Source organism: Pantoea vagans (assembly GCF_001506165.1).
GTDB lineage: Bacteria > Pseudomonadota > Gammaproteobacteria > Enterobacterales > Enterobacteriaceae > Pantoea > Pantoea vagans_C.
In genome coordinates this window covers 4,156,495-4,169,608 of record NZ_CP011427.1, presented here as the reverse complement: position 1 = coordinate 4,169,608, position 13,114 = coordinate 4,156,495, and the positions used below count along the sequence as shown (strand labels likewise).

Annotated in this window: 11 protein-coding genes; 4 read left to right on the top strand and 7 right to left on the bottom strand. The window is 53.0% G+C overall.

Features of this window, described 5'->3' with window-relative positions:
* Positions 1-88: 88 nt before the first annotated feature.
* The 5 genes from fabY to typA all read right to left on the bottom strand — a co-directional run bounded on the left by fabY (position 89) and on the right by typA (position 5,004).
* Positions 89-1,036: a fatty acid biosynthesis protein FabY gene (gene fabY, locus LK04_RS19235; RefSeq protein ID WP_039328080.1), complete on the bottom strand. Its 948-nt coding sequence runs from the start codon at positions 1,034-1,036 to the stop codon at positions 89-91.
* A gap of 59 nt (positions 1,037-1,095) precedes the next feature.
* On the bottom strand, positions 1,096-1,533 hold the full coding sequence (dtd, locus tag LK04_RS19230) for a D-aminoacyl-tRNA deacylase (RefSeq protein WP_039328077.1): 438 nt from the start codon (positions 1,531-1,533) through the stop codon (positions 1,096-1,098).
* Positions 1,530-2,399, bottom strand: a complete 870-nt coding sequence (locus LK04_RS19225) for a virulence factor BrkB family protein (RefSeq protein ID WP_418903624.1) — start codon at positions 2,397-2,399, stop codon at positions 1,530-1,532. The genes dtd and LK04_RS19225 overlap by 4 nt, the downstream gene beginning before the upstream one ends.
* Before the next feature lie 3 nt (positions 2,400-2,402).
* Entirely contained in the window at positions 2,403-2,999 is a 597-nt protein-coding gene (gene yihX, locus LK04_RS19220; protein ID WP_039328071.1) for a glucose-1-phosphatase, read from the bottom strand.
* 184 nt (positions 3,000-3,183) lie between these two features.
* Positions 3,184-5,004 carry a ribosome-dependent GTPase TypA gene (gene typA / locus LK04_RS19215; RefSeq protein ID WP_039328069.1) on the bottom strand — a complete coding sequence of 607 codons (1,821 nt, stop codon included), beginning with the start codon at positions 5,002-5,004 and terminating at the stop codon, positions 3,184-3,186.
* Between the two features lie 439 nt (positions 5,005-5,443).
* Between typA and glnA the strand changes: the two genes are divergently transcribed.
* The 3 genes from glnA to glnG all read left to right on the top strand — a co-directional run bounded on the left by glnA (position 5,444) and on the right by glnG (position 9,505).
* A complete protein-coding gene (gene glnA / locus LK04_RS19210) occupies positions 5,444-6,853 on the top strand; it encodes a glutamate--ammonia ligase (RefSeq protein ID WP_007885243.1) in 1,410 nt (469 codons plus the stop codon).
* A gap of 185 nt (positions 6,854-7,038) precedes the next feature.
* Positions 7,039-8,088, top strand: coding sequence for a nitrogen regulation protein NR(II) (gene glnL, locus LK04_RS19205; RefSeq protein ID WP_039328063.1), 1,050 nt, complete (start codon positions 7,039-7,041; stop codon positions 8,086-8,088).
* A gap of 7 nt (positions 8,089-8,095) precedes the next feature.
* A complete protein-coding gene (gene glnG, locus LK04_RS19200; RefSeq protein ID WP_039328060.1) occupies positions 8,096-9,505 on the top strand; it encodes a nitrogen regulation protein NR(I) in 1,410 nt (469 codons plus the stop codon).
* Positions 9,506-9,554: 49 nt separating this feature from the next.
* On the opposite strand, the gene hemN is transcribed toward glnG, so the two are convergent.
* Positions 9,555-10,928, bottom strand: coding sequence for an oxygen-independent coproporphyrinogen III oxidase (gene hemN, locus LK04_RS19195; RefSeq protein WP_039328057.1), 1,374 nt, complete (start codon positions 10,926-10,928; stop codon positions 9,555-9,557).
* Positions 10,929-11,164: 236 nt separating this feature from the next.
* Positions 11,165-11,686, bottom strand: coding sequence for a Der GTPase-activating protein YihI (gene yihI / locus LK04_RS19190; protein ID WP_039328053.1), 522 nt, complete (start codon positions 11,684-11,686; stop codon positions 11,165-11,167).
* Positions 11,687-12,240: 554 nt separating this feature from the next.
* On the opposite strand from yihI, the gene yihA reads away from it, so the two are divergent.
* Positions 12,241-12,882, top strand: a complete 642-nt coding sequence (yihA, locus tag LK04_RS19185) for a ribosome biogenesis GTP-binding protein YihA/YsxC (protein ID WP_039328050.1) — start codon at positions 12,241-12,243, stop codon at positions 12,880-12,882.
* The last annotated feature ends 232 nt before the right edge of the window (positions 12,883-13,114 follow it).

Below are 13,114 nucleotides of genomic sequence, written 5' to 3'. Positions count from 1 at the left end.
TAGCGGCGCGATTTATCGCGCGTACCTGGAGCAACGATGTTGCTGCCAGATGCGCAATAAATTGCGCCGCAACAGAACACACAACGTATTAATTGATCCGTGCGCCGGAACCGCCCTCTTCTAACGCACCATCCGCATCGGCGGGGAGCACGATATACACCCCTTCAAACACCGCACCTAACTCATCATCACCAAACAGTTCCACTTCCATCTGCACACGCGCTTTACGGCCACGCGCCAGACGATCGAGATCGCCGCTCAATGAGCCGAGATCGGCAATCGCACCCGGACGGCCACTGATGGGCTTGCTGTAACGAATATGCGCATCCGCCAGGATGATGGTGCCGCCAAGGTGACGCTCGCGCAGCAGCAGCCAGATAAGCCCCCACCCTGTGAGTGTGGCCAGCGAGAACAGGCTACCGGCGAACAGCGTGTGGTGAGGGTTTTGGTTGCCCGTTTCGGGCATGGTGGTGACAAACTTCTGCCCGGTATATTGCAGAATGCGCACCCCCATTTTTTCACTGAGCGGGATGTGTTCATACCAGGCCTGCTGTAATTGCCCACACCAATCGGCGCGATGCAGTATGTCATCCAGCGTGACCACCGGTTTAATCATCAGGAAGTGACGCACCGGTGTGGTTTGAGGCGCGGTGATTTCACCCTGGTTGACGAAGCCCAGCTTCGCAAAGAACTCTACAGCATCTTCACGTGCGCTACAGGTGACGCGTTTCGCCCCTTCCTGACGCGCAACGGATTCCAGCGTCATCGCCACCAGCGTGCCTAAACCTTTCCCTTGCACCGAAGGATGCACGGCTAAAAAGCGGATCGCCGCTTCGTTTTCGGCGTTGATATAAAGACGCCCGACGGCAACCGGGTTGCCCTGTTCGTCCACCACCATTTGATGGTGGGCCAGCGCATCCCAGGCATCACGTTCGGAGCCCTGCGGCTGACGCAGCGGTTTACGTAACATTTCCCAGCGGAACTGATAATAAACATCCAGCTCTTCCGCTGTTTGCGGCACACGAAGATGATACATAAAGTGATTCTCTCGTTCGGAGCTTGCGTGGCTAATCCCTGGCCGCTCGGCTGAAAACCTCACACCTGCAACCAGAAGGTGACTGGACCATCGTTAACCAGTGAAACCTGCATGTTGGCAGCAAAACGACCGTTCGCCGTGGTCACACCCTGTTCCCGGCAACAGTCGCTGAAATAGTGATAGAGGCGCTCGGCTTCCGCCGGTTCAGCGCCACCTGAAAAAGAGGGGCGCATGCCTTTGTTGGTATCGGCGGCAAGGGTGAATTGGGAAACCACCAGCACGCTGCCACCGGCCTGCTGTACGTTAAGGTTCATTTTGTCGTTCTCATCACCAAAGATGCGATAACCCAGCACACGCTCAGATAAACGCTGTGCCTTTTGTTCGTCGTCGCCCTTCTCAACACCTAATAACACCAGCAAACCCGCACCAATTTCGCCCACCGTCGCGCCCTCGACGCTGACGCTCGCGCGAGTGACGCGCTGAATCAAAGCAATCATGTATCCTCTCGTTCTTTTTCGCGTTCCTGCTTTTTCAGCTGGCGATAGTCGTCCAATGTGACGGTTATTTCCGCACCTAACAACACAATACACCAGGTCCAGTAAACCCACAGAAAGAGTATTGGGATGACGGCCAGTACGCCGTAAATTAATTGATACGAAGGGAACATCGTAACATAGAGCGCAAAGCCTTTTTTACCCAACTCAAACAGCAGCCCCGCAACAATCGCCCCGATCAATGCATCACGGGCAGGCACGCGCCGGGTGGGGACAATGCTGTACAACAGCCAAAAAGCGAGGATGGCCAGCAATAAAGGAAACACACGCAAGATCTGATCAATCAGGCTGTTCACGCCGGTCACATCAATCCAGCGCAGGGACAACAAATAAGAGCTGATGGCCAGACTCGCCCCTGCCAGTAACGGGCCTAGCGTCAGGATCATCCAGTACACCGCAAAGGAATAGACCAATGGGCGCTGTTTATCACTGCGCCAAATGGTATTGAGTGCGCTGTCTACGGAGTGCATCAGCAGCAGGGCAGTGACGATCAACCCCACGGTACCCACTGCCGTCATCTTATTCACATTCGCGACAAACTGATCGAGATAACGCTGGATGACGTCACCCGCTGCCGGCATGAAATTGCTGAAAACGAAGTGTTTAAGTTGGACGCTGATGTCTCTGAACATCGGAAAGGCGGCAAACAGGGCAAACACCACGGCGATAAGCGGCACTAAAGCCAGTAATGAGACGTAGGCCAGATTTCCGGCCTGCGTCGTCATGTTGTCTTCATCTACGCGTCGCCACAGCAGTTTGACCCAGAGAAAAAACGCGTGCGCCGAATGGCGCAGATGGTTACGCGTCACCACTCAGAGACGGCTCGCAAACCAGGCTGGTACGGTTTTGTCATCTTCCACCAGCACGCTCTCAATACCCAGCGCACGCGCGGCATCAATATTTGCCTGGTTATCATCGAAGAACACCGCCTGGTCGGCCGTGTAACCTTCATGTTCCAGCACAGTTTGATAGATACGTGCCTCAGGTTTACGCATCCCCATGTCCTGCGACATATAGACGTGGTCGGCAGCCTGTTGCACTTCCGGATATTGCGTTGGCCAGAATTCAAAGTGCAGCTGATTGGTATTCGATAGGATCACCACGCGCTCGCCGTTGGCGCGCAGTCTGTTCATGATCGCCAGCGTTTCCGGGCGAACACCGACAAACACTGCCTGCCAGCCTGCAGTGAATTGCGGATAGCTCAGTGCAATGTCCAGTTGGTCACAGATGCGTGCCGCAAATTCAGGATCGCTGATTTCACCCCGTTCGTGTTTTTCAAACGCTTCATCCATACGGAAGCGACTTTGCAGCGTCGCCAGCGGCACACGTCCCAGGTCACTCCAGACGCCGAGCACACGGTTAAAATCGATATCAACAATCACATTGCCTAAATCAAAAATGTACAGCATGACGCCTCTCCTCTATGTTCCCTGGATCATTCACTCTAGCGGTAAAACGAGAAGCTGAACAGGTACGATGAGGAGGAAATCCGTGATTTGGAAGCCGGTGCAAAGTACAGAAAGCGAGCATTTCAGCGGGTTGCAGACATAAAAAAGCCCCGCAATGCGGGGCTTAAATATCAGACTGTTTCGCTTAGTCTTTACCGCCGCGAGACGCACGCTTACGGTCGTTCTCGGTCAGGTGACGTTTACGAATACGGACTGACTGCGGAGTCACTTCTACCAGTTCGTCATCATCGATGAACTCGATAGCCTGCTCCAGCGTCATTTTCTGCGGTGGAACCAGAGTGGTCGCTTCATCAGTACCTGATGCACGCATGTTGGTCAGTTTCTTACCGGTCAGGCAGTTAACTGTCAGGTCGTTTGAACGGCTGTGAATACCGATGATCTGGCCTTCATACACTTCCGCACCGTGACCCAGGAACAGCTTACCGCGATCCTGCAGGCTGAACAGGGCGAACGCTACCGCTTTACCCTGGCCGTTTGAGATCAGCACGCCGTTCTGACGCTGGCCCACTTCACCCGGACGCACATCGTCGTAGTGGCTGAAGGTGGAGTACAGCAGACCGGTACCTGAAGTCATGGTCATGAATTCGTTACGGAAGCCAATCAGACCACGGCTTGGGATCATGTAGTCAAGACGTACACGGCCCTTACCATCAGGATCCATGTTTTTCAGGTCGCCTTTACGCTCACCCATCGCTTGCATCACAGAACCCTGGTGGGTTTCTTCGATGTCGAGGGTCACGTTTTCGAATGGCTCTTGCTTACGGCCTTCGAATTCACGGAAGATAACTTTCGGACGGGATACCGCCAGCTCGAAACCTTCACGACGCATGTTCTCGATCAGAACAGACAAGTGCAGCTCACCACGACCAGAAACGCGGAACGCATCTGAATCTTCGGTTTCTTCAACGCGCAGTGCCACGTTGTGCACCAGCTCTTTGTTCAGACGCTCCAGGATCTGGCGCGAAGTCACGTACTTACCTTCTTTACCGCAGAAAGGTGAGGTGTTGACGTTAAAGAACATGGTTACGGTTGGTTCATCGACGCTCAGGGCTGGCAACGCTTCAACCTTCTGCGTATCACAGATGGTGTCAGAGATGTTCAGCTCGCCCAGACCGGTTACCGCGATGATATCGCCAGCTTCAGCTTCGGCGCTTTCGATACGTTCCAGACCCAGGTGGCCCAGTACTTTACCGACTTTACCGTTACGGGTTTTGCCTTCGCTATCAATGATAGTGACTTGCTGGTTCGGCTTGATTTTACCGCGCTTGATGCGGCCAATGCCGATAACACCCAAGTAGTTGTTGTAGTCCAGCTGCGAGATCTGCATCTGCAGTGGTGCTTCAACTTCAACCTGTGGCGGAGAAACACGATCCACAATCGCCTGGTACAGCGGGGTCATGTCGTCAGCCATGTCGTTGTGGTCCAGACCTGCGATACCATTCAGCGCTGAAGCATAAATGATAGGGAAGTCCAGCTGCTCGTCGGTCGCATCGAGGTTAACGAACAGGTCGAAGACCTGATCAACAACCCAATCTGGACGCGCGCCAGGACGGTCAACTTTGTTGATGACTACGATCGGCTTCAAACCATGAGCAAAGGCTTTTTTGGTTACGAAGCGGGTTTGCGGCATAGGGCCATCCATCGCATCTACAACCAGCAGCACCGAATCCACCATGGACATAACGCGCTCCACTTCACCACCGAAGTCGGCGTGTCCTGGGGTATCAACGATGTTGATACGGTAGTCGTTCCATTTGATGGCGGTGTTTTTTGCGAGGATGGTAATCCCACGCTCTTTCTCCAAATCGTTGGAGTCCATTACGCGCTCAGTCGCTTCGGTACGGGCATCAAAAGTACCGGACTGTTGTAAGAGTTTGTCAACCAGGGTGGTCTTACCATGGTCAACGTGCGCGATAATGGCGATGTTACGCAAATTTTCGATCACAGCTTTGCCTCAGGCATTATAGAAATAACGCGGTATTGTACACGGATTAAGCGAAAGACTGAACATGATCACAGTATTCACTTAAAGTTTCTCATAGTGCTGTTTTTTAGCACCAATAACGGTGCATTAATCTGCACTGTGATGGTGTTTTGCACCTTTTTGGTGCGCAATTTCATCCATTGAGCACCAAATTAGTGCGCATCATCCATACTGGTGCAGTGGTCGACTCACCAAAGAGCGCGCCACAGCGCCATTTTCACCATTGTAATAAAGTTGGCACAGAATTCGCTTTATATCTTTTAAGCGAAAACGACAGTTATAAAACGGTTGAAAGAGCTTGCCGAGATCTTGGTTAGGTAATGGTCAGAAGTCGTGACACATTCCAGGCAACGAAGTTCTCTCACCATGACGATAATGACCATTTCCAGGAGAGTTGAGTATGTCCGCTGAACACGTTCTCTCGATGATGAACGAACACGAAGTTAAGTTTGTTGACCTGCGTTTTACCGATACCAAAGGTAAAGAACAGCACGTTACTATCCCTGCGCACCAGGTTAACGCTGACTTCTTCGAAGAAGGCAAAATGTTCGATGGCTCATCCATCGGCGGCTGGAAAGGCATTAACGAATCAGACATGGTGCTGATGCCGGATGCGACCACTGCGGTGATGGATCCGTTCTTCGAAGACTCTACCCTGATCATTCGTTGCGACATCCTCGAGCCAGGCACACTGCAGGGCTACGACCGTGACCCACGCTCCATTGCTAAGCGTGCAGAAGAGTTCCTGCGTTCTTCAGGCATCGCGGATACCGTGCTGTTTGGACCAGAGCCAGAGTTCTTCCTGTTCGATGACATTCGTTTCGGTTCATCTACCTCAGGTTCACACGTTGCTATCGACGATATCGAAGCTGCATGGAACACTGGTAAAGAGTACGAAGGCGGCAACAAAGGTCACCGTCCAGGTCTGAAAGGCGGTTACTTCCCAGTTCCACCAGTCGACTCAGCTCAGGACATCCGTTCTGCTATGTGTCTGACCATGGAGCAGATGGGTCTGGTGGTTGAAGCTCACCACCACGAAGTAGCAACTGCTGGTCAGAACGAAGTGGCAACCCGCTTCAACACCATGACCAAAAAAGCTGACGAAATTCAGATCTACAAATACGTGGTGCACAACGTTGCTCACGCGTACGGCAAAACTGCAACCTTCATGCCTAAGCCAATGTTCGGCGATAACGGTTCTGGTATGCACTGCCACATGTCCCTGTCAAAAGGCGGCGTGAACCTGTTCTCTGGCGACAAGTACGGCGGCCTGTCTGAAACTGCTCTGTTCTACATCGGCGGTATCATCAAGCACGCTAAAGCGATCAACGCCCTGGCGAACCCAACCACTAACTCATACAAGCGTCTGGTCCCAGGCTACGAAGCACCTGTTATGCTGGCTTACTCTGCCCGTAACCGTTCTGCTTCTATCCGTATTCCAGTGGTTGCAAGCCCGAAAGCTCGTCGTATCGAAGCGCGCTTCCCGGATCCAGCGGCTAACCCATACCTGGCGTTCACTGCACTGCTGATGGCGGGTCTTGATGGTGTTATCAACAAGATCCACCCTGGCGATGCCATGGACAAAAACCTGTATGACCTGCCTCCGGAAGAAGAAGCTGAGATTCCAAAAGTTGCAGGTTCTCTGGAAGAAGCACTGAACGCACTGAACGAAGACCGCGAGTTCCTGACCCGTGGCGGCGTGTTCACTGATGACGCTATCGATGCGTACATTGAACTGCGTAAGCCAGAAGTTGACCGTGTGCGCATGACTCCGCACCCAGTTGAGTTCGAACTGTACTACAGCGTTTAATTTAAAAAATTCGGCTTCATGCGCCGCTTTTTTGGCGGCGCACAGAGTCTGAAAACTTTTTATATTGCCGTGGAAACTTTGGCCCATCTCCGGATGGGCTTTTTTCTCCGCGCAAATACCGTTTCAAAGACAGATTTCCGTCCTAAAAGGCTATAATGCACTAACTTAGTGCAGAGGAACGCTGTATGGCTACTGGCACGCTGCCCGACGCGGGGCAGATACTCAACTCTCTAATCAACAGTATTTTGCTGGTCGATAACGATCTGGTTATCCATTATGCCAACCCGGCAGCTCAGCAATTACTGGCGCAAAGCTCACGCAAATTGTTCGGCACGCCATTACCGGAATTAACCGGCTATTTTTCGCTGAATATTGAGGTGATGAGCGAGAGTCTTGGAGCAGGCCAGGGCTTTACCGACAGCGAAGTCACTTTGGTGGTTGATGGCCGGGCGCACATTATGTCGCTGACGGCGCAACGACTGCCCGATGGCCTTATTTTGCTGGAAATGGCGCCGATGGATAATCAACGTCGCCTGAGCCAGGAACAGTTGCAACATGCACAGCAGGTCGCAGCCCGCGATTTAGTGCGCGGACTGGCACATGAAATTAAAAACCCGCTGGGTGGATTACGCGGCGCGGCACAATTATTAACCCGTGCCCTGCCCGATCCGTCGCTGCATGAATATACCCGGATCATCATTGAACAGGCGGACCGCCTGCGCAATCTGGTCGATCGCTTACTCGGGCCACAACAGCCGGGTATGCACGTAACACAAAGCATTCATCAGGTGGCCGAGCGCGTGGTCAACCTGGTCTCAATGGAGTTACCGGACAATGTCTCGCTGGTGCGTGATTACGACCCCAGCCTGCCAGAACTGCCGCATGACCCTGACCAGATTGAGCAGGTGCTGCTTAATGTAGTGCGTAATGCCCTGCAAGCGCTGGGTGAGGAAGGCGGCACTATCGTCATCCGCACGCGCACTGCTTTCCAACTGACGCTGCACGGCACACGTTATCGCTTAGTGGCACGCATTGATATTGAAGATGATGGCCCAGGCATACCTGCCCAGCTACAAGATACGCTGTTCTATCCGATGGTCAGCGGACGCGAAGGGGGCACGGGTTTAGGTCTCTCCATCGCCCGCAGTCTGATCGATCAGCATTCAGGAAAAATAGAATTTAACAGTTGGCCAGGACACACCGAATTCTCGGTCTACCTGCCTATTCGCCAGTGAGGTTTCTATGCAACGAGGGATAGTCTGGATCGTCGATGACGATAGCTCCATCCGCTGGGTGCTTGAACGTGCGCTCACTGGAGCCGGTTTGAGCTGCGCAACATTTGACAGCGCCAATGAGGTGCTGGATGCACTCTCAAGTAAAACCCCAGATGTATTGTTATCAGATATTCGCATGCCGGGCATGGATGGGCTGGCGTTGCTGAAACAAATTAAACAGCGTCATCCTATGCTGCCGGTGATCATCATGACCGCGCATTCGGATTTGGATGCCGCAGTGAGCGCCTATCAGCAGGGTGCGTTTGATTACCTGCCAAAACCGTTTGATATCGATGAGGCGGTGGCACTGGTTGAACGTGCGATTAGCCATTATCAGGAGCAGCAGCAGCCGCGCAATCAGCCGGTGAGCGGCCCCACTACCGATATCATTGGCGAAGCGCCAGCGATGCAGGATGTGTTCCGTATAATTGGCCGCTTGTCGCGCTCGTCGATCAGTGTGCTGATTAACGGCGAATCAGGTACCGGTAAAGAGTTGGTGGCGCATGCGCTGCATCGTCATAGTCCGCGGGCTAAATCACCGTTTATCGCGCTGAATATGGCTGCCATTCCTAAAGACCTGATCGAATCCGAGCTGTTCGGACACGAGAAAGGTGCCTTTACCGGGGCAAACCAGATTCGTCAGGGTCGCTTTGAGCAAGCTGATGGCGGTACGCTATTCCTCGATGAAATCGGTGATATGCCGCTCGATGTGCAGACCCGCTTGTTACGCGTTTTGGCTGATGGCCAGTTCTATCGCGTGGGCGGCTATGCGCCGGTGAAAGTGGACGTGCGTATCATCGCGGCAACCCACCAAAACCTTGAACTGCGCGTGCAAGAAGGCAAGTTCCGTGAAGACTTGTTCCACCGTCTCAACGTGATCCGTGTCCATCTGCCGCCACTGCGCGAGCGTCGTGAAGACATCCCTCGTCTGGCGCGCTACTTCCTGCAGGTGGCTGCGCGTGAGTTGGGTGTGGAAGCGAAAATTCTGCACCAGGAGACGGAAACCGCACTGACGCGTCTGCATTGGTCCGGTAACGTGCGCCAGCTGGAGAACACCTGCCGTTGGTTAACCGTAATGGCTGCGGGCCAGGAAGTGTTGATTCAGGACCTGCCGCCGGAACTGTTTGAGTCGAGCACGCCAGATAGTCCAGTGCAATCTCTGCCGGATAGCTGGGCAACACTGCTGGCACAATGGGCGGACCGCGCGCTGCGTTCCGGTCATCAAAACCTGCTCTCTGAAGCTCAGCCGGAAATGGAGCGTACGCTGCTCACCACCGCACTGCGCCACACTCAGGGGCACAAGCAGGAAGCCGCACGGTTACTCGGTTGGGGTCGAAATACGCTGACGCGTAAATTGAAAGAACTGGGTATGGAGTAAGATTGCAGCTTAGTGCAACCGCAGGCGGCCTTCAGGCCGCCTTTTGTTTTTATATCACACGTGAAAATTGCTGCAGACGGGCTTTCTGGCGCAGGTAACGATCAAAGCACATGCAGATATTGCGAATCAGCAAACGTCCAATCCCCGTTACCTGCAGGCAGCGCCCCTGCTGTTCCAGCAAGCCATCGGCGATTAACGGCGCAAGCAGCGCTAAATCCTCTGCGAAATAGTCGTCAAAATCGATTGGCCATTGCGCCTCAATGGCAGAAAAATCCAGAGAGAAATTACAGATCAGCGCTTTGATCACATCGCGGCGCAGGCAATCATCATCGCTTAACGTCAGGCCGCGCCACAAGGCATTGCCACGCTGCTCAACGTCGCGATAATACGCCTTCAAATCTTTCTGGTTCTGCGCATAGCCGTCACCCAGCATACTGATCGCCGACACCCCGAAACCGAGCAGATCGCTCTCTCCCTGGGTGGTGTAACCCTGGAAGTTGCGATGAAGCACACCGGCACGCTGTGCCACAGCCAGCTCATCATCTGGCTTGGCAAAGTGATCCATCCCAATGAATTGGTAGCCCGCGCGGGTTAAGGTTGCGATAGTTTGCTGCAGAATCAGCAACTTCTGGGCGGCACTGGGCAGTTCATCATCTTTGATCTTACGTTGCGCCGCGAACAGGGTGGGCATATGCGCATAGTTAAACACGCTAAGGCGGTCGGGATTGAGTGCGATTACCCGCTGCAAGGTAAAAGCAAAGCTCTCTGGCGTTTGCAACGGCAGGCCGTAGATCAAATCGAGACTCACGGAACGGAACCCCTGCGCCCGAGCACGCTCGACCAGGGCAAAGATGGTCTCTTCATCCTGAACGCGGTTAACACGCTCCTGCACGGCTTTGTTGAAGTCCTGCACGCCCATGCTCAGTCGGTTAAACCCCTCGGCACGCAGATGATCGATCATCTCCAGTTCAATTTCACGTGGATCGACCTCGATCGACATTTCAACATCATCCGCAATGTCAAAATGGCTGCGTAATAGCGCCACCAGCCGGCTCACCTGTGCCGGGTTAAGAAAGGTTGGCGTGCCGCCGCCCCAGTGTAATTGGGTTACGCGACGACCAGCAAAAAGCGGGGCTCGCTGACGGATTTCCTGTTCCAACACATCAAGATAGCGGTCTGCCTTGTGCAACTGGCGCGTGACGATCTTATTGCAACCGCAGAAATAGCACAGACGATGGCAGAACGGGATGTGCACATACAGTGACAGAGATCGCTCAGGATAGCGTTCAACGGCTTGCTGAAATGCCGCCTCGCCGAAGTTTTCATTAAACTCCAACGCGGTGGGATAAGAGGTGTAGCGCGGGCCTGCGTAATTGTATTTTTCAATCAGGCGCTGATCCCATTCAATCTGCTGCGATGACATGCTCACTCCTTACGGTGACGTCGTCTGAGAGAGGGTCGCGTAGCAGAAGAGTGGATGAAGCGGTGAGCCGAACGCCGGCGTATACGCGACTTCAGACGCGACAGGCGGCGTAGTTTAAACAATAACCACAGCAGATAACATGTCAGTAGCAGCGCTAAAATTGATCCAGGCCAAAGCATAAGCGAATACCTGTTTAGCGCGGCATGCGGTAACACGCATGCCGATCAAAAAGTGCCTTAGTTGCCCTTCAACAGGCGCATCATATCTTCTTCTGCCTGCTCATCTTCCGCTTCGTCATCCAAGGCAATGCCCAGAGTTTCCATCAGCTCGTCGATGCGGTCTAAGGTTTGGTCCAGCCAGGCCTGATCTTCGCCGCTCAGCGTCTCGCCATTTTCAAGACGATCCAGCAGCGTATCCAGACGCTCATCGTTTTCCAGCTTGGCCAGCTCTTCCTGCGGCGTTAAACGCACTTTTTCCGCTTTCGGCTTGGGTTGCGCGGCGGGTTTCTTCTCTGGCTGAGTTTTACCGTCGGCCACCAGCGCAATCGGCTTTTTGCTGCCTACGCGTGGGTCCTGGCTTTTTTTACCCTGGCCTTTATTTGCGGCTTGCACTTCCGGATTGGCACGGCTGCCAGATTTGTGGCCACTGTGTTTTTTATCGCGTTTACGGTCGCGCGCTTCCTGGTTGAGTTCTTCACGCGATTTGCGCTTGGCTTTTGCAGCAGGTTTGCCACGCGGGGCTGATGCAGGTTGCTTCATGGTGTCCGGTCTCAGTGATGCTAAGTGAATTCAGTATAGAATTGCGGCGAAATCTAGCAGAAAGCGGGCAAAGAAAAAAGGCGATAGCCTATGCTATCGCCTTATTTCGCACCTTCTCATGAAGGAATTACGGTATCAATCCTTTACGGCTCACCACGTCCCGGTTGCTCCTTCGCCCCATCGCTCCTGCGAGTATTCCTTTTCCTTGTCTGACTCGTGCCTGAATCACTTCCTGCCATGCTCTTGGTCTTCCCCGACACTCCTGAGCGCATCATCCTGATAGGTGCTGCCGTGCACTGACACTCAATGTAGACCAATCAGTAAAATGAACAAGTGAGACTTGTCTCTTATTTAGAGCGGTCTTTTTCATGATTCCATTAACACCATGATTATTAACAACAAGTCTTAATGTGAACATTCCATTAAGCGGTAATGACTGGCAGTAACAATCGTTGATCTCTTACAAAATAGCGCGTTAAGACGCCATCGGGCACTTTTGCGCCATAACAGGTATAATCAGCCCAATTGCCGAATCACTCTGCTGGAGTTTTACTTTGTCTGCTTTGAACTATCACATGACCCATTTTATGCTCAGCGCCCCGGATATTCGCCATTTGCCGGCGGATGCGGGCATTGAAGTCGCCTTTGCCGGGCGCTCTAATGCGGGCAAATCCAGCGCACTGAACACCCTGACCAATCAGAAAGGTCTGGCACGTACCAGTAAAACGCCTGGCCGTACCCAGCTCATCAACCTGTTTGAAGTGGTTGATGGTAAGCGCTTAGTGGACTTGCCAGGTTACGGTTACGCGGAAGTACCGGAAGAAATGAAGCGCAAGTGGCAGCGCGCACTGTCTGAATATTTGCAGAAACGTCAGGCACTGAAAGGCTTGGTGGTGCTGATGGATATCCGCCATCCATTGAAAGACCTTGATCAGAACATGATTGAGTGGGCCGTTCAGAGTGGCATTCCGGTGCTGGTACTGTTAACTAAAGCGGATAAGCTGGCCTCAGGCGCGCGTAAAGCACAGCTCAAGATGGTGCGTGAAGCTGCATTGGGCTTTATGGGTGATGTGCAGGTCGAGATGTTCTCATCGTTGAAAAAGCTGGGTGTGGATATCGTTCGTCAAAAGCTGGACAGCTGGTTCGCAGAACTGGAACCGGCGCAGGAAGGCGATAGCGAAGCACCCTCCGCCTAATCTCTCCAGCGGGTTTTTCAGCCCGCTTTTCAGAAAAAGCCCAATAAAAAACGCCCCAGTCATAAATGACTGGGGCGGCTAAATATTCAGCCAAATCCGATTACGTGAAGTAAAAGGTCTGAAAGATAGAACATCTTACCTCTGTACCCTACGCGATGAACTTTACCTGATTTTTCCTGACCGACAAAGGGTTTTTTGTTGTTAAGTTTCAGGATCCGACATCTTTTTTACC